Below are 17,940 nucleotides of genomic sequence, written 5' to 3' on the forward strand. Positions count from 1 at the left end.
GATCGGTCGCAGCCCGCACGCCGTGCCGCGTCATGCGCCTAACAGGCAGACGTATCGAGCCTGCGGCCGGCGCGTCACGGGCAGCCAATCCGCTGCCGCTCGGTGTCGGCCTTCGACTTGAGAAGCGGCGGCGCATTCGGATACTTCGACGACACGGCCCGCAGCGACGCGCACGCATCCTGCCGCTTGCCGAGCTGCGCCAGCGACATACCGCGCTTCAATTGCGCGTCCGGCGCCTTGCCGCTCGTGCCGTAAGCCTGGATCACGAGGTCGAAGGCCTCGGCGGCATCCGCGAAGTTGCGTTGCACGTAGTGCGACTCGCCGAGCCAGTAGAGCGCGTTCGGGGCCAGCGGATCCTTCGGATAGGTTTTCAGGAAGTCGCGGAAGCCGGCCTGCGCCGCGCCGTAGTCCTGCTGCAGCAGGTGGCCGTAGGCGTTCTCGTAGACTTCCTTGGCGCTTCCCCCACCCATCGGATCGGCGGCCGCGTGCTGCTCGCCGCCCGGCGGCGGCGGCAAGGATTCGGTGCCGTACGTCGACGGCGCAGACGGCTGCTGCGGATCGACCGGCGGGAATGCGGACCCACCCGCGCTCGGGCCTGGACCGGCAGCAGGCCCCGGCGAGCGCTGTTCGAAGCCGCTGTCGGAGGTCACTTCAGTCGAGCCGAACCGGCTGGTTTGCGTGCCGTCATCGCCGAAACCCTGGCCCGACGGCCCGGACGCATCCGAGCGGCGGCCACCGGCGGCCCCCTGGGCTCTCATCTCGTTCGAGAGCTGTTCGACCTGCGCCGTAAGAGCGCGAATTTGCGTTTCGAGGCTGTCGAGCCGCACGCTGTCGCCGGCCGACATGCCACCGCCCTGCTCACTGCGCACCGGCGCCGATTGCGTCCCACCCGTCCGCGCCAGCGATTCGAGCGTACCGATCACCACCTGCAGATCCACGAGCTGGCCTTCGAGCTGCTCGACGCGCTGGCGCAAGCCCGCGCTGTCGCCACCACCGCCACCTGCGGCAGGCGCCGCACCCGCACCACCCGCCGCCCCTTTTTGCGACGGCGCCTTCGTCCCGGCGCCCTTGACGGCAGGAAGCTGCTCGGTTTCGAAACTCTGCGCCAGCGCAGCCCCGGAACCCATCAGCCCGGCCCCCATCACGAGAGCCATCGCAAGGCCCGCGGCGGACCAACCGAAAGGCCGTCGAAGAACGGGCGAGGTGGAATACATGGGCAACGAGCCCTCCTTTATTGAGCGGTCAACGTCACTGCGCGCGGCCTCGTGTGAACGCAGCGTGCGGCACGAAACGAATGCGAGGGCTTAGAGCACGCGGGCCAGGGCGCACGGACAAGCTCTCGCCGACGAACTGATGGCTTCACTTGCTCTCCGTCCTTCCCCGGCGCTTGTCAACCGGGTCGGCCCCCGGGGGTGGACCTTACTGGGACGCCGGTGACTGCGTGATGTCGGCCGAATCCGACCCACGCTCACCATCCGTGATCCGGCCTTGCAGCAGGATCGTGATGGTGCGCCGATTCTGGGCCTGGCACGCCGCTTCAGGGCAGTCCGACACCCGTTCTTCGCGGCCGCGCCCGTATGCCGTCAGCCGCGCCGCCGGCACGCCTTCCGCGATCAGCCGGTCGCGAACGACTGCGGCCCGCTGCTCGGAGAGCTCCAATGTTTGAGTGTCGGGAAGAGCGCCGTCATCGGCATGACCTTCCACGGCCGCCGACAGCCACGGATTCTGGATGAGGAATCGCGCTTGCGCCTGAATGACGCTCTGGGCGCGCGTGCCGAGGCTTGCGCTGTTGGCGCTGAAGAAGACGCGATCACCGGCCGCTGAAAGAAAACGCCCGTCGATATCGGCGGACACGCGCGCCTGTACGAGCGCGCTCCGGCTGAGCGGCCGGTCGACGTCGAGCGCGACACGCTTTTCGGTTTGCGTCCACGACGAGGCCGCATCGACCGCGGCCGCCGTAGGCGCACGCCCGGGAGCATGCGCAGCCGGGAGGGCCGCCGCCGCTGTGGGATCCTTTGCCGGCATCGTCGATCCGGGCGTCGCGGGTCCCGGCGTCGTCGATCCGGTCGTGGTGCTGTAGATTCGCCCGAGATGGCGGCGGGCCTCTGTCGCCTGCACACTCCGCGGCGCTTCGGCGATCAGGCGTTCGAACAACGGCTGCGCCTTGTCCGCGCGGCCGTCTTCAAGCGCGGCCATGGCCTGGCCGTAGAGCTCCTCGGCCGTATCGGCAGGCGCCGTCTTCTGCCAGCTCTCGAAGAACCAGCGGTTGCTGCCGTCTTCGCTCTGCTCGCTCTTCGCCTCGGGCACGCCCGCGGGCGGCTCGACGACGGAAAAGCCGCTGTGTGGATTTCGGATGTTGAACGTCCCGAGCGGGACTTCGCCGCTCGACGTATCGGACGTTTGAGATCGCGCCGGGATCGATGTGGCGAGCGGAAGCGCAAGAAGAGCCGCAAGGCAGACGACAGAGAGAGCAGTGCCTCCAGCCCGATGGGCGAAGCGATGGCCCATCGAATGACGGGCGGGGCGACAAGCGTCGCGGATGATCGATTTCTGACCTGCGGCCGCACCGTGCGCGCGCATGGAGGCACCCTCACTTCACCGGCCGTTGGAAACGCGCGGAATACCAGCCGGAACCCGCCACCGGAACCTGCTCACGTGTGCGCTTCCAATACGGCTAAACTTTGCCGCCGGAGCCTGGAAACAAGGCAGAATGGCAACACTTACGCCCTGGTTCACACCAAAGCGGTTGAGCCGGAACCCGCCGCAAACGGAATAGCCACACTCGGCCGCCACACCGCGCCACGTAAAGCCGGGTCGTCGTCCCGGAAACGAAAAAAGCGCACGAGCGAGAAGCTCATGCGCTTTGATTTCGAATGCCGCCGATCGGAGAAACCGAATTGTGGGCCCGCGCCGATCTTACGACGCGACTCGGTTGTTCAGCACCGTCTGGGCGCGCCGGTTCTGCGACCAGCAGGAGATGTCGTTGCATACCGCAACCGGCCGCTCCTTGCCGTACGAGATGGTGCGAACGCGATTCGCCGCCACACCGTTCTGGGCGAGATAATTGCGAACCGAAGTCGCGCGCCGCGCGCCAAGCGCGATGTTGTATTCGCGCGTGCCGCGCTCGTCGGCATGTCCTTCGATCGTGATCGTGAACTGCGGATACTGCCTCAGCCACTGCGACTGCTTCTGCAGGATCGCCTGGGCTTCCGGCGTGAGGTCCGTGCTGTCGGACGAGAAATACACGAGATCACCGACGTTCACGCTGAAGTCGCGCTGCGTGCCCGGCGTGATCGGACCTTTGCCGTCCGGCCCGAGCTGCGAGTTCGGATCGTTTTGATTGTTGGCGCACCCGCCGAGGGTCGCTGCCGTCAGCGCGAGCATTACCGCACACATAAAGCCCGAGGCCCGAAAAACAGGCGCCATAAATCTTCCTTTCGTGGGCTCAACGGCGGCACGCCCGCGCACCGGAGCCAAAACTGTCCCCTAACCGACCCAATTACCCGAGCCAAAGTACGAAAATGTGGCCACGTCCCATGCCAAGCTGAGATCCCCCGAAAATGATCTCATCGTCCAAACCCGGGTCGTTCCATCGGCGTTTCCCGCGAGCGCCTCCCTTGCCTCTGATGGGCTTTGAAGACGAGCCTGACGCTCCATGAGCGTGGCGGCGCGAAGCCGCCAAAATGGCCGTCTGAGAGACGCAAGCCGAAAATGAGCGATATCACCCGATGCAGCAAGCAGCGAATGTGACGCGGATTAAATCGTCTGGGGAAAGAGGCTGGAAGGGCGCACACCGACGCAGAGGTCCGGTAGGCGGTGAAATTTTCCCACGATCCGCAGCCTCGGATTCGTCGGCAGGAACGAGTTGTCAGGGCGTCGGATTCGCCGGGCTCCAGCCGGCTCCATGGGCCCACCGGCCTCGTCACGCGCATTGGGAAAGCACGCTACAAAAAAACAGAGCTGCCGCAGCGTTCGCTACGACAGCTCTAATTTTCAAATCTACCTGGACTTTACATCCAAGCCGATTTTGAATTCGCCTTAGCGAACGTCGGCAACAGCCGGAACGTCTGCGCCGAGCTTGAGAGGAGCAGCCTCTTCACGACGGCAAGCGCCGAGAGCGACAGCAACGATAGCAGCGGCAAGAACGATAGCGCCCTTCATGGTAGTTCTCCTGTTGTGTCCCAAAAAATTTTCGGACGTTAGCGAGCCACTTCCGTGGCAGTCGGAACCTCGGCGCCGAGTTTCAACGGCGCCGCCTCTTCACGACGGCAAGCGCCGAGAGCAACAGCGACGACGGCAGCCGAGAGAATGATCAGCCCCTTCACACCCTGCATGGTCTTATCTCCTGATGCTTGTTCGGCAACGAGCCGAATATCTGGGTACCGGCGCTGCATGATTTGATCAAGAACTGAGGGTGCCAAGTCACTGTTTTCCCCCCTCGTTGATGCGAAAATGCAACTCGATATCCACACGCTCTAAACAACTCGCAACGAAAAGCCGGCACTCCGGAAGTGGCTGATTTTCCGGCGCTAATTCCATCACGGCGCGCATGACGCGCACATGCAAGATAGAGAGCTGGCGGTTAAGACCGCGTTAATCGCTGTCTCAGTTCAGGAGGGGCGACCAGGCAGGGTCCGACCCGAACGAGGGCGTGTTGACGACTCGTTCGTTGTAGCCGGTCAGATCGACGGAGTAGATTCGCGACCCGCCCGTCTCCCCCTGGCTCTCGCGGAAGAACATCAGAACACGCCCATTGGGGGCCCAGGTCGGCCCCTCGTTGTGGTAGCCCTCGGTCAAAACGCGCTCTCCCGACCCGTCAGGACGCATGACGCCAATCAGGAATCGGCCTGCGAGCTGCTTGGTGAAGGCGATGTAGTCGCCGCGCGGCGACCAGACCGGCGTCGAATAGCGCCCCTCCCCCATGCTGATGCGGCGCGCATTGCTCCCGTCCCCACCCATCACGAAGAGCTGCTGGGTGCCGTCGCGGTCGGATTCGAACACGATCTGGCGGCCGTCCGGCGCGTAGGACGGGCTGGTGTCGAGCGCCCCCGAGCTGGTGAGCTGGCGCGTCTGGCGCGTCCGCAGGTTCATCTCGAAAATGTTCGAGTCGGCGCCGTTCTGCAGGCTCATGATCACGCTTTGCCCGTCGGGTGAGAATCTAGGGGCAAACGTCATGCCCGGAAACTCGCCGACAGCCTCGCGCTTGCCGGTTTCGAGGTTCATCAGGAACACGTGCGGCTGATCCTTGGTGTAGGCCATGTAGGCGATCTCGCTCGCGATCGGATTGAATCGCGGCGTCAGCACCAGCTCCTGGCCCTGTGTCAGCAGGCGCACGTTGGCCCCGTCCTGATCCATGATCGCGAGTCGCTTCACCCGCTTCGCCTTCGATCCCGTCTCGTCGACGAACACGACCCGCGTGTCGAAGTATCCCTTTTCGCCCGTCAGGCGCTCGTAAACCTGGTCCGCCACGAGGTGGCCGACGCGCCGCCAGTTCTGCGACCCCGTCGTGAACCGCTGTCCCGCGAGCTGCTTGCCGCTGGTCACGTCCCAGAGCCGGAATTCGCTCATCAGCTTGCCGTCCGGCCCGCGCGTCACGCGACCCACGGCCAACGCTTCGGCACCGATCTGGCGCCAGTCGGGGAAACGGGGCAATGCGTTGACATCGCGAATGTTTTCAAGAAATGACGCCGGATCCAGAGGCTGGAACAGGCCCGAACGCTCGAGGTCGGCCATCAGCACCTGCGCCACATCGGCCGCGAGCTTGGGATCGTCGCCCGTAAACACCGGGATCGCGATGGGGATGGGCGCCACCGTGCCCTGGCGCTGCGTGCCGCGCAGGCCATCGGACGAGAACCCATCCACGCCTGCACCCGGGCGCGAGTCGCCGCTCCCGCCGCTGGTCGGCGGACCCGGCGGGCCTTGCTGAGCGGGCGGCGGCACCTCGTAGCCCTGCTGGCGCAACTGGTCGCCGAAACTTCCGCCCCCGCCGCCACCTGCCGGCGGGCGATAGGCATCGTCCACCTGCGCCAGCGCTTGCGGGACCGGCAGTGTGCCGATCGCAGCGGCGGCAAGGAGAACGGCAAGGACCCGGACGACGTGCTTGGACAGCGCGCGCAGCGCATGCGCGGGGCGGAGGCTTGGTTCGGTCATGGTCCTCATCTTCGATATGATCGTGGCAACAAGCGTGCTCATGAAGGCCAAAACCCCAAAAATCGGGCGTGAGCGCGGCGTCGTTGGCATAACGCTTACAGCATTTCGCGCGGATCAAAATCCCAGATGATCGACTTCCAGGCCCAATAGCGGTCCTCGGGCAGCGTGAACGGAGAGCACGCCTTGACCGCGCGCACCGCCGCCTCGGCCGCGATCTGGAACACCGGGCCGGCCTGCGGAGCCTCGACAGCGGGCTCCCCCTCCAGCGTTCCGTCCGGCCGCAACCGCCAGCGCACCGTCACGACCATCGTCTCGATGCCGCCGCCGCCGCCCGGAAGTTTCCAGCACGCCCGCAATTGCTGGCTGATCTGGGCGCGCAGCAAATCCTGTTCGCGCACGGAAAGGCGCGGCGCATCGCCCTCGGCCGCACCTGCCGTCGGCCCGGTGTAGTCGGTCGGGTTCTCCGGCTGCGTCGCTGAGTTGGGCGCGCCCTTGCGGGTCGGATCCTTGTCGAGCAGGGCCGCAAGGCGGTCGGCCTGCTCCTGCTTTTTCTTCTTTTCCTGTTCCTTTTTCTTCTGCTCGGCGAGCTTCTTCTTGCGCGCCTTTTCGCGCTCCTCGGCCTTCTTCTTCTCCTCGGCCTTCTTTTTTTCTTCCTCGGCTTTTTTCTTCTCGTCCTCGGCCTTTTGTTTCTCTTCCGCCTGCTTGAGTTCTTCCGCTTTCTTTTCCTCTTCCGCCTTTTTCAACTCGTCGGGCGTCGGCCCCGGCGGCGGATCGGGCGGCATGGCGGCGAGCTTTTCGGCGATCGCATCTGGCTTCGGCGGCTCCGTCTTGGCGGGCTCCGGCGGCGGCGCGGGCGCCTCTTCGACCTTCTTCTCGGGTTCGGGCGGCGTTGGTTCGACGGGAAGCTCGGGCGCGAGAATGGGCTTCGGCTTTTCGGCCTCAACCTTCGACATGTCGGGCTTCGGCTCGTCCTTGGCTTTCGCCTCGAGTTCCGTCGCAGTTGTGCTGCCTTTTTTGAGCGCAAGCAGGTCCGACGGCGTGATGAGCGCGACCTCGATCGGCGCGGGTTCCGGCGCCTTGAGCGGCGGCGTCGAGAGCATGGCGAGATACATCCACGCCAGCGCGCCGCCATGCAAAAGGATCGACAGGGTCAAGCCGAACGGCACGGCAGTCCCCCTGCTGAGAATGCGAGCGCGTCTTGTGATCCGGCCGGGTCGCGACGGCTTTCCACTCCAACGCAGACGTCCTGGTTCCGCACCAAGCGCACGACGCGGCGCGCGGAGCCTTGCTCCGGCCGGTATGATGTCGGCGGGCTGGCGCGATCCCGCGCCGCGCTCCCTCGCCTGAACTGCATCATCCCATCGTCCTCGCACGAGCCCTGCGGAGGACCCTCAGCCCTCCGTACTCGATCACTGCGGGGCGGCTGCCCCGTCCTCCACTTCCGTCACCAGCGAAACTTTCTTGAAGCCGCCGGCGCTGATCCGGCCCATGACGCGCATGATCTGGCCGTAGTTCGTACCCTTGTCACCGCGCACGAAGATCTGCTCGTCGACGCCGTTCTTGGCGATGGCCTTGAGCTTCTCGGCCACCTCGTCGATCGTCACCTTCGTCTCACCGATGAAAACATCGCCATTGGTCGAAACCGAGATGGTGAGCGGCTCGTGATTGCTTTCGAGCTGCTTTCCTTGCGACTGCGGCAGCTCGATCGGCACGCCGACCGTGAGCAGCGGCGCCGATACCATGAAGATGATCAGCAGCACGAGCATCACGTCGACCATCGGCGTGACGTTGATTTCGCTCATGGGCGCACGCCGGCCGCGCCGGCTTCTGCGCCGGCCGCCGCCACCCGCAGCGTTGATGCTCATTCCCATCTTAGTGTCCCGTGTCCGATGGTCAGCTCCTCACGTCGATCTGGCGCGAAACAATTGCCGCAAACTCATCCGCGAAGGCTTCGAGCCGCTGCGAGATCTGGGCCGAATCCGCTGAAAACTTGTTGTAGAACACGACCGCCGGAATGGCCGCCATCAGGCCGAGCGCCGTCGCGAACAGCGCTTCCGCGATGCCGGGCGCGACGACTGCGAGGCTCGTGTTCTTGGAGATCGCGATCGCCTGGAAGCTCTGCATGATGCCCCAGACCGTGCCGAACAGGCCGACAAACGGCGCGGTCGAGCCCACGGTGGCAAGAAACAGGAGCCGCCGGTCGAGCCGCTCCATCTCACGGCTGATGGTCACGTCCATCACCTTCTCGACGCGCAACTGGATGCCGCCGAGCGCGCGGATGTTGCCCTCGACGGAGCGTTTCCATTCCCGCATGGCCGCCACGAACAGCGCCGCCATGGTGATCGTCGGCCCGCGCGAGAGGCCGTTGTAGAGCTCGTCGAGCGACTGGCCGGACCAGAACGTCTGCTCGAAGCGGTCTGCCTCGATGCGCGCGCGCCGGAACGCGATCAGCTTTTCGATGATGATCGCCCACGACCAGATCGATGCGAGCCCGAGGCCCGACATGACGACCTGCACGGTTGGCGAGGCTTGGAGAAACAGCTCGATGAAGGATACGCCATGCGCGGCAGGCGCAAGGGCGGTTTGCGTCACGTCTTGCGGATTCATTGCGTCAACCGTCTTTCGAGGCTTCGAGCGGGCGGCCGAGGCGCCATGAGGAAATGAGTGTGCCGAATCGACAATCCGCTCCCCAGCCCCCGCGGATCGAACGTGCACCGGCGCGCACGGAGCATCAAGGCCCATGTTGCCGCGCAATATGCCCAAATGAGGGCGGTTGTGGAGCGGACGCAAATTGGCGACGGCGGCATTCGACGGAAAAAGGCGGCCTGGAAACGCCATCGCACCGCACGACGTTCGCTGCCGAAGCCGCGCGCCCTAAACCGGCCGGGGACCGTGCAGGATGAGGAGCGCGCCCGCGACGCAAATGGCGCCGCCCACCACGTCCCAGCGGTCGGGCCGCGCGCCTTCGAACGCCCAGAGCCAGATCAGCGACGCGGCGATGTAGATCCCGCCGTAGGCGGCATACGCGCGCCCCGCAAATTCAGTGTCGATCCGCGTTAGCAGCCACGCGAACGCAACGAGCGCGGCAATCCCCGGCACGAGCCAATACGCCGGGGCGCCCTGCCGCGCCCAGGCCCAGACCGCAAAGCACCCTGCAATTTCGAGCAGCGCCGTTACCGAGAAGATCGCGAACGATGTCATGCCCCGGCCCCCTCGTCCAACAGGCACCGCCACGCCCCCGTCTTGGGATCGTAGGCCCGGATTTCACCCGCCTCCATGTCGTAGAGCCAGCCGTGAATTCCGATGCGCCCTTCGGCAACGCCGCGCGCAACGATGTCATAGGTCATGAGATTGTCGAGCTGGAACTGAATATGCGCGCGGATGGTCGCGAGACTGCGCTCGTCCTCGGGCACGCGCGCGGCCGCCACGAGTTGGTGCGCGGGCCGCGTATATTCGACCCAGCGGCCAAGGTGAGCATCCGTTTCCGGCGGCAGCGGCTCGGCAAGCGCCTGGATGCCGCCGCAGCCCGTATGTCCGCACACCACGATATCGTCGACGCCGAGCGCCCCCAGCGCATACTCGATCGCCGCACCCACGGCTTCGTCACCGGCAAACGAAGGCGGCACGCAGTTGGCGATGTTGCGCACCTCGAACAGCTCTCCCGGATCGGCGGACGTGATCTGCGAAGGCACGACGCGGCTGTCGCAACAGCCGATCCAGAGCAGCCGCGGTTTCTGCTTCTTGGTCGCGAGGCTCTTGTAGAACGCCTTGTCGCGATCGAACTCCATGCGGAAGCGCTCGTAGCCCTCGATCGCATCCTTGATATCGAGGTCGATGCCTTCGGCATCTTTCGCGGTCGTCATGGTTTCCCCCGGATTGCCACCCCTGCGGCGCGGCGCATCATCGTCGTACATCCACGACTTGTCTATGCGCCTTGCTTTTAGGCAGCACCGCCCTCCGAGTGCGCGCGGAACGCGTCACGAACTTCCGCCGAAACGCGCAACGGCTTGCCCGACACGGCCACCAGCACAACTGTCACCTCGGCTTCGAATACCCGACGGTCCTGGTTGAGCACGGCTTGCAGCAGCGTCACGCTCGCGCCCCCGATTTCCTTGACGCGCGTCTCGACGATCAGCACGTCGTCCATGCGCGAGGGCCGCAGGAAATCGCAATTCATGCGCCGCACGACGAACGCAGCCGGCTCCCGGCTGGCCGACCCGTCGATGAGGCGGCGCGAATCCGTGCCCAGCAGACGCAGAAAATCCGTCCGACCCCGCTCGCACCAGCGGATGTAGGAGGCGTGATAGGCGATGCCGCCCGCGTCCGTATCCTCGAAGTAGACGCGCACCGGCAGCACGTGGCGCCGCCCGCTTGCGTCGTCGATGATGCGCCCGGCCAGATCCGGCCAGCCCGCTGCTGCATCGCCCAGTAGCGCAGCGGAATCGCTATGTGATGTATCGCTCATGAGGTCTCTGTTGAATGCTGGTGCGCTTCGGAAGCGCGGCAAAACTGACGTCAGGCAAACGTGCGCCCCGAGCCCACCGTGACGAGCACGATCTCCGGCGGCGAGCCGAACCGGATCGGCAGACTGGAGCACCCTATCCCGGCCGAAACCACGAGATTGCGGTTATCCTCGATGATGTGCCCGAACAGATAACGCTGACCATAGCGGGAGGGAACCACTGGCGCATAGCCGAGCACGCGCACCTGCCCGCCATGTGTATGGCCGGCCACCGTCAGCGCCACGCGATCGGGCACCTTCGGGAAGATGTCCGGCTCATGCACCATCAGCACGACCGGCGCATCGTCCGTCACCTTGGCGAGCGTGCCGTCGAGGTCGTCCACGCCCTCGTAGGTAGCGCCGCGATTCTGGGAGCGGTCCCGCTTCGTCGGCCAGAACGCCCATTGGTCGCCCAGCCCCGCGACCCAGAACGGCAGGCCATCCTTCTCGAGGCGCACCGCGTCGTTTTCGTAGACGGGAATTCCGGCCGCCGTGAGCGCCTCCCCGGCCTTGATGGGACCGCCGCGCCGCCGCTGCGTTTCGATGTCTTCCCACCAGTCGTGATTGCCCAGCACGGCATGCACGCCGAGCGGCGCCCTGAGCCCGGCCAGCGCGCCAGCCCACTCCGCATGCGGGATGAGACGCCCGAAGGTCGCCATCTTCCCGCCCGGCACGAAATCGCCGAGCAGAAACACGAGATCGGGCATCAGCGCATTCGTGCGCGCCACGATCTTGCGCAGGCGATCCATGCCGAGCCAAGGCTCGCAGATGTGCAGGTCCGTCAGAATGGCGATGCGCAGCGTCAGCCCGGCCGGCCAGTCCGGCGGCGACACCGCATACCGCGTCACGCCGAGCCGGAACGGTTCGGCCAGCGCATAGCCGCCGAACGACATCGAAGCGACACCCGATAGCGCGAGGCCCTTGAGCAGTTGTCGGCGCGTGATCAAATGGGCCTCGTGGAATGCAAATGGGGCTGCAAAAAAGGCTGAAACGACGGCTGACCGGCGCCCGCCGGAGCGGTCTCACGTCCCTAAACGGGCTCGCCGTTCGCTCTACCGAAGCACCAAATCATGACCGGAAGGTTGCGTCATGACGTCCGCCCGGCGGCAGCCTAGTCGTCCTCGCCGCCTTCGAACATCGGCAGCTCCGGCGTCGAAGCGCGCGGCGGCCCCGAAAGCCCGAGATGGCGGAACGCCTTCATCGTCAGCACACGCCCCCGCGGCGTCCGCCCGATGAACCCTTGTTGCAGAAGATAAGGCTCGACGATTTCCTCGACCGCATCGCGCGGCTCCGACAGCGCCGCCGCAATCGTCTCGATGCCGACAGGTCCGCCTTCATACGTGCCCGCGATGCAGGTGAGATAGCGATGGTCGAGCGCATCCAGCCCCGCGTGATCGACTTCGAGCGCCCTCAGCGCCACGTCCGCCACGCCCGCGTCGATCACGGGCGCACCCGCCACCGCTGCGAAATCCCGCACCCGCCGCAACAGGCGCCCCGCGATACGCGGCGTACCCCGCGCGCGCCGCGCGATTTCCGCAGCCCCGTCCGGCGCGATCGGCGCACCGAGCACCCGCGCCCCACGCGTCACGACGCTTTCAAGCTCGGCCACCGTGTAGAAGTTGAGGCGGATCGGAATGCCGAAGCGATCGCGCAGCGGCGTCGTCAGCAGACCCGCCCGCGTCGTCGCGCCGACCAGCGTGAATTTCGCGAGATCAATCCGCACCGACCGCGCCGCCGGCCCCTCGCCGATGATGAGGTCGAGCTGGAAGTCCTCCATCGCCGGATAGAGGATTTCCTCGATTGCCGGATTGAGGCGATGGATTTCATCGATGAACAGCACGTCGCGCTCTTCGAGATTGGTGAGCAGCGCCGCGAGATCGCCCGCCTTCGAAATCACCGGCCCCGAGGTGGCGCGAAACCCGACGCCGAGCTCCTTCGCCATGATCTGCGCGAGCGTCGTCTTGCCGAGGCCCGGCGGGCCGGCGAACAGCACATGGTCGAGCGCATCGCCGCGCGCCCGCGCCGCCTCGATGAAGACGCGCAGATTCGCGCGGGCCTGCTCCTGGCCCACGAATTCGTCGAGCGAGCGCGGCCTGATGGACGCTTCGTAGGCGTCCGCCTCGCGTTTCGCTCCGCTAATGAGGCGGTCGGTCATGTTTTGTTCGTGGCCGTGTTTGCGCGCGCCGTCAAGCGCGACTGAGCTAGCCGCGCCGGCAGATCATGCGACCGAAAATCAGCGCGATCGCCGGCGGCCCCGCGGCCAGCAGTCCGTACATCAGGGCGTGGCGGCCGGTTGCAGCCCGCAGCGCCTCGACGGTTGCCGGGTCCGTCGCCGAAACATCGAGCGGCGCGTAGGGTGCGTTGACGTAGCCGAAATAGGCCACCGCCCCCGTCCAGATCAGCGACAGCACCAGCCACACCGGAAACGAAAACAGTTTGCACATCTGCGCCGTTCCTCTCGCCCTACTGCCTACTGCCTACTGCCGTGTCGAAGGCGTTCCAGAATGCATATTGAATGTTCGGCACATCCTCGTCAGAGACTTTGAACGTCCTGCCGGGCAAGGCGTGCGCGTTGAGTGGCCAGACGGGGAACAATCCGACACTCGAAGTGAATTCCGCGCAGTCTATCCTGAGCCGCGGTGGATACCGAAGCGTGAAAAACACAACTCGCCCAATCGCAAAGATAGTTGTTTGCGCGTTGTTGTTTTCCGCAGCTACGTGATTAGGATCGAGAACCTCTAAAAAAGAACCACCTCGATGCCAAGCAGCGCCGTGATTACAACCAACGTAATTGCCTGCGGCTACTATCCAACCGTCTCTAGGTATAAGCGATTTTTTGAAATCTAGCCGCTCATTCGGAGTAAGCGCCATTGTTTCAGGGTCCGCAAACTCATAAACCATCGTAAACATGATGGCCCATCTGGCGACGTGCAGTCGGCTCGCACAGTCAAGGATGGGCCATTTGCCGTGCACCATATCACTTATGAGGGGCTTGGCGTTTCTCTGAAGGTCACCCATCCAGCCGTTGTTGCAGTTCTCGCAAACGACACGTAGCGTTTGGGAAATCGGAGCGCCCGGTCGCGCTAGTCTACCCTTCCCACGCGGGCGTATCCCGATACGATCACCTCGCTTGTTCCGCAGATCAGTCGTTACGGTATGTTGTGTATGACTACCTCGAGATAAGTCCGGGAATGCTCGGCGAAGCCATTTCCCCCAGAAGTGCTCTTTTGTTATATCTTTCGCTCTTCTAACTGAGCAACCAAAGGCACAAAGCTTAGTCATGATTGCGCCCGACAATGGTAGAATGCCCATTCGCTATTGAGGATCGCGCCTTTGGGTTGAGTGCCCCCCCCTGATCGGATCGCAAGCGCCGGACCTGCCCTCTGCGCTTGGCGGCCCTACCGCGCCAGCTCCTTGAGCCCGCGCCGGATCAGTTTAGCGGTGTCGGCCTCCGCACCAAGCTCTTTCATGGCAGCAGCCACCGCCGCCGCCGCCTGGGACGGATTGTAGCCGAGATTGGTCAGGGCAGAGATGGCCTCCGCCGCCGCCATGCCTGCCGCCGGCACGCTCGCGCCGCCCGCATCCGGAGCTTCGCCCGACGCCGGATTGAGCCCCGCCACCGACAGCCCCGGCGCCTTGTCCTTGAGCTCCGTGACGATGCGCTGCGCGAGCTTCTTGCCCACGCCCTGCGCCTGCTCCACCGCCGCCCAGTTGCCGAGCGCGATGGCGTTGGCGAGGTCGTGCGTCGACAGCACGCCGAGCACGCCCAGCGCCACCTTGGAGCCGACGCCCTGCACGCCCTGCAGCGTGCGGAACCAGCTCCGCTCGACCTCGCTCTGGAACCCGTAGAGCCGGATGGCGTCCTCGCGAACATGCGTATCGATGGTCAGAACCACCGTCTCGCCATGCTTGAGATTGCGCAGCGTCCGCGACGAGAGTTGCACCTCATAGCCGACGCCGCCGACATCGATGATGGCGTGCGCTTCCCCGATGGCATCCACCACGCCCTTGAGCTGCCCGATCATCTCACTGCCTCTTCCTTGACGAGCCGCCGCGCCAGCGCCGCCGCACCGCGATGGTTCGCATGACAGATCGCAATGGCGAGCGCGTCCGCCTCGTCGGCGCTCTCGAAGCGCGCTTTCGGCAGCAGAAAACCGACCATCGCCTGGATCTGCTTCTTCTCGGCGTGCCCCGCGCCGACCACCGACTTCTTGATCAGGTTCGGCTGATACTCGGCCACGCTAAGCCCCCGCATGGCCGGCGCCAGCAGCGCCATGCCGCGCGCCTGCCCGAGCTTGAGGGTGGAGCGCGGGTTCTCGTTCACGAAGGTCTCTTCGACGGCCGCCTCGCGCGCTTCGGACGCTGCGATCACGCACATCAGCCCTTCGAACAGCTCGCGCAGCCGGTAGGCGAGATCCTCGTCCGCTGTCGACGTGATGAGGCCCGACGAGACGTAGCTCAGCCGCACGCCATCGGTCTCGATGACGCCCCATCCGGTGCGCCTGAGCCCCGGATCGATGCCGATGATGCGAACTTTGCTCTCTCCCCGCATCCCGACCGCATATCACGGGCGGAGATGATTCGTCGTCGCCAACAGGCAGCGCCCTCTCCCCATGATCATGGGATGAAGGCGGAGCGTGGGACAGGCAAGGACTGCGAACCGGTCGCGGGTTTAACGCCCGCCTAGATCCGCACCTCGGCATGCCGGCGCAGCCTGAGGCTGAACCCGATCAGGAGAATGCCGTACAGGATGGCGAACGAGCCGATCACCAGCACCATGGCCAGCGCGCCCGCGCCCGGCCAAGCGGCGAGCATGAGGCCGAAGATCACCGACAGCGCGCCGCTCGCGATGAGCAGCCACTCGCCTTCGATCTCGTGGCGCATCTTGATCGCACCGTAGATCTGCATCACGCCCGTCGCAATGGCCCAGCCGGCGATGAACAGCAGCAGCACCAGCGCCGTGATCTGCGGATACCCGATCGTCAGCACGCCCGCCGCAATGCCGAAAATGCCGACCAGCGCCAGCCACCAGCGCGGCGCGGGCAGCCCTCCCCGGATCGCCGCGACAATCGCCAGCACGCCATCCATGAGCGCGAACACGCCGTACATGATCACCAGCGTGAAAAGAGTAATCCCAGGCCAGACGAACGTCAGCACACCAAAGATGATGGCGAGAACACCACGCAGCAGGATGAGCCACCAGTTCCTGGCGAGATCGTCGAGCATGGGGCGCATACGAACGCTGCCCGGAGGCGCGGCATGAGGCGAAGCTTGCATGGTCGATCTCCCGATGATGTGGACGGTATGGATCGCCCTCAAGTCTACACCATCGGTTGCGCGGCCTCCGTAAAATCCGTAACCAACGTTCCGTTAATCCTACCGGCCGGTTCACGGATCCGGTTTCGCAGCAGCAAATCGCGCCGCCCGATGAGGGGGGACGCCAGGCCATCGGAGGGCACGCCATGACGTTTCCAGCAGAGCTCGGCGCCAACGAATGGATGATGATCTGGGGCGCGGGACTGGCCCTTCTCGGCGTCATCATCATGTGGCGCGTCTCGCGTTACGATCTGGCGGGTGCCGCCTTCGACAGCGCCTGGCAGGTGGCCCGCGGCAAGCGCTCGGCCGAGACGCCCACGGCGCTCGAGGAAAAGTACAACGAGATCGCGCGCGAAGCCTCCCTCACCGGCAAGGCGAAGCGCACGGCCGGCACCGTCATCGGGCACTTCGCGGCCAAGGTGTTCAACCTGATCGCAATGCTGATGCTGCTCGCGGGCGCCGTGCTGATCGCGCTCGGCGTCTACTGGCGCTAGCTGACCGCTCCGCTAGAACATTTTCCGATCTGACGGAATCGGCAAGAGGAGCTAGGTGACTGGATCCTGGCCTCCGCCAGGATGACGTTGGAAATGAGCGGTCCGTAGCGACCAATAAATCCGTCACCCTGACGAAGGTCAGGGCCCAGCCACGCTTCAAGCTATGCTCATTAAGCGGACTAACGCGAAGCCGTCAGATCGGAAATTGCCCTAGCCCGCGCGCGCCGTGGCGGCACCGCATCGTTCCAGCGCCGCCGACGTCGATGACCAGCGGTCCTTCGTCACCGTCACGACGTACCTTCGGCAGCCGGCCTCCGCGCCCGTCACGAAGTGGACCTCGAATTTCGCTTGCTGGCGCGAGGGCGACGGCGGCCACGCGAATTTGCCGTCGTCCGCGGTTTTGGCGATCGCCGTCTTGATGGCATAGGCCGCGTTCTTGAAATCCTCTTGGCTGAGCCGCGAGAGGAGCACGTTCGGAAGATCGGGGCTGAGACCTGCGGAAGCTGCCTGTGTGCGCCGCTCCTTTTTGTCTGCGGGCTCTTCGGCCGCTTCGGCGGTCTCCGTATAATCCGTACCGGCCGCCACCGATGCAGTGGCCTCCGGCGCGCCCGCGCCACCGCCCTTCTCTTCCTGCACCGGCAGGACGGAAAGGATCGGCGGAAGATTGCTGGCCGCCTCGCCGGGCAGCGGCCCCGAGGCCACTCCCGAGCTTCCGTCCGACGATCCCATAGCGACCGCCTCCGGCTGCGGGCTCGCCGCGCGCACGTTGGCGGCGATGTCTCGAGCCTTATCGATCACCGCCGTGACGACGGGCTCCGCCGTGGAAAGAACGCTCTTAAGATCCGCGGTGGTCACGGCCGCGGCCCACGCTGCACTCAGGCCAACCGCAAGCACGAAGCGAAACGCAACCCGGGACGCGGATGCGCGCGGCACGCCCGCACCGATCCTCTCATCCGGACCGATATCCAAGCTGAAATCGCTGGGCCGCGTGTCATACACGGTCTCCGCCCAGCGGCTTTGCCCATGAACCATGGTCCGCCTCCCCTATCGGATAAGCCGATCGGCTTCCACCGCCTCCATCATCACGCGATCTGCAAGCGCGCGCGGGTTCGCCACACGCCGCGATTTGCCCTCGAAGAAGCACCCGTTCTCGAGGCTGAAGCCGCTATGGAACACTTCCGCTGTAACGAGGCATGCGGCCTTGAGCGTCACGTGATCCGCATAGATGGCGCCCGACGCTTCGCCCATCACGGTCACGGTCTCGGCGATGACGGTCCCTTCGACCGCGCCACGCTCGGAAATCAGGATCTCCTTGCAGCTCACGTCGCCGACGATCGTGCCGTCCACCACAACGCTGCCGGGAAAGGTGATGGCCCCTTCGATGGCCGCCTGACGGGGGATCGAAAGTGTCGTGCTCATGAGCGGGACCTCTTCCGCGACGCAGATACAGCCGGAAAAGTAGGTCGAAGAATGTGTCGA

At 65.2% G+C, this 17,940-nt stretch carries 22 protein-coding genes; 1 reads left to right on the plus strand and 21 read right to left on the minus strand.

Annotated elements, in window-relative coordinates:
• Window positions 1-74: 74 nt before the first annotated feature.
• The 19 genes from ybgF to K2Y42_RS08750 all read right to left on the minus strand — a co-directional run bounded on the left by ybgF (window position 75) and on the right by K2Y42_RS08750 (window position 15,928).
• Window positions 75-1,127 (minus strand): tol-pal system protein YbgF, encoded by a 1,053-nt coding sequence (gene ybgF, locus K2Y42_RS08660; protein ID WP_291151109.1) that lies wholly within the window; start codon window positions 1,125-1,127, stop codon window positions 75-77.
• A 292-nt stretch (window positions 1,128-1,419) separates the two neighbouring features.
• Window positions 1,420-2,580 (minus strand): OmpA family protein, encoded by a 1,161-nt coding sequence (locus tag K2Y42_RS08665; RefSeq protein WP_291151112.1) that lies wholly within the window; start codon window positions 2,578-2,580, stop codon window positions 1,420-1,422.
• A 336-nt stretch (window positions 2,581-2,916) separates the two neighbouring features.
• Window positions 2,917-3,384 carry a peptidoglycan-associated lipoprotein Pal gene (gene pal / locus K2Y42_RS08670; RefSeq protein WP_291151115.1) on the minus strand — a complete coding sequence of 156 codons (468 nt, stop codon included), beginning with the start codon at window positions 3,382-3,384 and terminating at the stop codon, window positions 2,917-2,919.
• 654 nt (window positions 3,385-4,038) lie between these two features.
• On the minus strand, window positions 4,039-4,161 hold the full coding sequence (locus K2Y42_RS08675; protein WP_291151118.1) for a hypothetical protein: 123 nt from the start codon (window positions 4,159-4,161) through the stop codon (window positions 4,039-4,041).
• A 38-nt stretch (window positions 4,162-4,199) separates the two neighbouring features.
• Window positions 4,200-4,334 (minus strand): hypothetical protein, encoded by a 135-nt coding sequence (locus K2Y42_RS08680; protein ID WP_291151120.1) that lies wholly within the window; start codon window positions 4,332-4,334, stop codon window positions 4,200-4,202.
• 271 nt (window positions 4,335-4,605) lie between these two features.
• Window positions 4,606-6,150 (minus strand): Tol-Pal system beta propeller repeat protein TolB, encoded by a 1,545-nt coding sequence (gene tolB, locus K2Y42_RS08685; RefSeq protein ID WP_291151127.1) that lies wholly within the window; start codon window positions 6,148-6,150, stop codon window positions 4,606-4,608.
• A 95-nt stretch (window positions 6,151-6,245) separates the two neighbouring features.
• Window positions 6,246-7,316, minus strand: a complete 1,071-nt coding sequence (tolA, locus tag K2Y42_RS08690) for a cell envelope integrity protein TolA (protein ID WP_291151128.1) — start codon at window positions 7,314-7,316, stop codon at window positions 6,246-6,248.
• 243 nt (window positions 7,317-7,559) lie between these two features.
• The gene (gene tolR / locus K2Y42_RS08695; protein WP_291151129.1) at window positions 7,560-8,021 is read right to left on the minus strand and encodes a protein TolR; all 462 of its coding nucleotides are present in this window, start codon (window positions 8,019-8,021) and stop codon (window positions 7,560-7,562) included.
• A gap of 22 nt (window positions 8,022-8,043) precedes the next feature.
• Window positions 8,044-8,757, minus strand: a complete 714-nt coding sequence (gene tolQ, locus K2Y42_RS08700; RefSeq protein ID WP_291151130.1) for a protein TolQ — start codon at window positions 8,755-8,757, stop codon at window positions 8,044-8,046.
• Window positions 8,758-9,024: 267 nt separating this feature from the next.
• Window positions 9,025-9,351 carry a YnfA family protein gene (locus K2Y42_RS08705; protein WP_291151131.1) on the minus strand — a complete coding sequence of 109 codons (327 nt, stop codon included), beginning with the start codon at window positions 9,349-9,351 and terminating at the stop codon, window positions 9,025-9,027.
• On the minus strand, window positions 9,348-10,013 hold the full coding sequence (locus tag K2Y42_RS08710; RefSeq protein ID WP_291151136.1) for a carbonic anhydrase: 666 nt from the start codon (window positions 10,011-10,013) through the stop codon (window positions 9,348-9,350). The genes K2Y42_RS08705 and K2Y42_RS08710 overlap by 4 nt, the downstream gene beginning before the upstream one ends.
• A 77-nt stretch (window positions 10,014-10,090) precedes the next feature.
• The gene (locus K2Y42_RS08715; protein ID WP_291151138.1) at window positions 10,091-10,615 is read right to left on the minus strand and encodes a YbgC/FadM family acyl-CoA thioesterase; all 525 of its coding nucleotides are present in this window, start codon (window positions 10,613-10,615) and stop codon (window positions 10,091-10,093) included.
• Window positions 10,616-10,665: 50 nt separating this feature from the next.
• Window positions 10,666-11,598, minus strand: a complete 933-nt coding sequence (locus K2Y42_RS08720) for a metallophosphoesterase (RefSeq protein ID WP_291151140.1) — start codon at window positions 11,596-11,598, stop codon at window positions 10,666-10,668.
• 164 nt (window positions 11,599-11,762) lie between these two features.
• The gene (gene ruvB / locus K2Y42_RS08725) at window positions 11,763-12,806 is read right to left on the minus strand and encodes a Holliday junction branch migration DNA helicase RuvB (RefSeq protein WP_291151142.1); all 1,044 of its coding nucleotides are present in this window, start codon (window positions 12,804-12,806) and stop codon (window positions 11,763-11,765) included.
• 46 nt (window positions 12,807-12,852) lie between these two features.
• Window positions 12,853-13,095 (minus strand): hypothetical protein, encoded by a 243-nt coding sequence (locus tag K2Y42_RS08730; protein ID WP_291151144.1) that lies wholly within the window; start codon window positions 13,093-13,095, stop codon window positions 12,853-12,855.
• 19 nt (window positions 13,096-13,114) lie between these two features.
• On the minus strand, window positions 13,115-13,561 hold the full coding sequence (locus tag K2Y42_RS08735) for a hypothetical protein (RefSeq protein WP_291151146.1): 447 nt from the start codon (window positions 13,559-13,561) through the stop codon (window positions 13,115-13,117).
• A gap of 488 nt (window positions 13,562-14,049) precedes the next feature.
• Complete coding sequence (gene ruvA, locus K2Y42_RS08740; protein WP_291151148.1) at window positions 14,050-14,676, minus strand: Holliday junction branch migration protein RuvA; 627 nt, start codon at window positions 14,674-14,676, stop codon at window positions 14,050-14,052.
• Window positions 14,673-15,203: a crossover junction endodeoxyribonuclease RuvC gene (gene ruvC, locus K2Y42_RS08745; RefSeq protein ID WP_291151151.1), complete on the minus strand. Its 531-nt coding sequence runs from the start codon at window positions 15,201-15,203 to the stop codon at window positions 14,673-14,675. Before ruvC ends, ruvA begins: the two co-directional genes overlap by 4 nt.
• 131 nt (window positions 15,204-15,334) lie before the next feature.
• Window positions 15,335-15,928, minus strand: a complete 594-nt coding sequence (locus K2Y42_RS08750; protein WP_291151154.1) for an HdeD family acid-resistance protein — start codon at window positions 15,926-15,928, stop codon at window positions 15,335-15,337.
• 185 nt (window positions 15,929-16,113) lie between these two features.
• Between K2Y42_RS08750 and K2Y42_RS08755 the strand changes: the two genes are divergently transcribed.
• Window positions 16,114-16,461, plus strand: a complete 348-nt coding sequence (locus K2Y42_RS08755) for a hypothetical protein (RefSeq protein WP_291151156.1) — start codon at window positions 16,114-16,116, stop codon at window positions 16,459-16,461.
• A 210-nt stretch (window positions 16,462-16,671) separates the two neighbouring features.
• Here the strand turns inward: K2Y42_RS08755 and K2Y42_RS08760 are convergent, their stop codons facing one another.
• Both K2Y42_RS08760 and K2Y42_RS08765 read right to left on the minus strand, forming a co-directional pair.
• Window positions 16,672-17,493 (minus strand): hypothetical protein, encoded by an 822-nt coding sequence (locus K2Y42_RS08760; RefSeq protein WP_291151159.1) that lies wholly within the window; start codon window positions 17,491-17,493, stop codon window positions 16,672-16,674.
• Between the two features lie 12 nt (window positions 17,494-17,505).
• Complete coding sequence (locus tag K2Y42_RS08765) at window positions 17,506-17,880, minus strand: polymer-forming cytoskeletal protein (protein WP_291151161.1); 375 nt, start codon at window positions 17,878-17,880, stop codon at window positions 17,506-17,508.
• Window positions 17,881-17,940: the final 60 nt, after the last annotated feature.

The sequence above is a fragment of the Hyphomicrobium sp. genome (assembly GCF_019744875.1).
Taxonomy (GTDB): domain Bacteria; phylum Pseudomonadota; class Alphaproteobacteria; order Rhizobiales; family Hyphomicrobiaceae; genus Hyphomicrobium_C.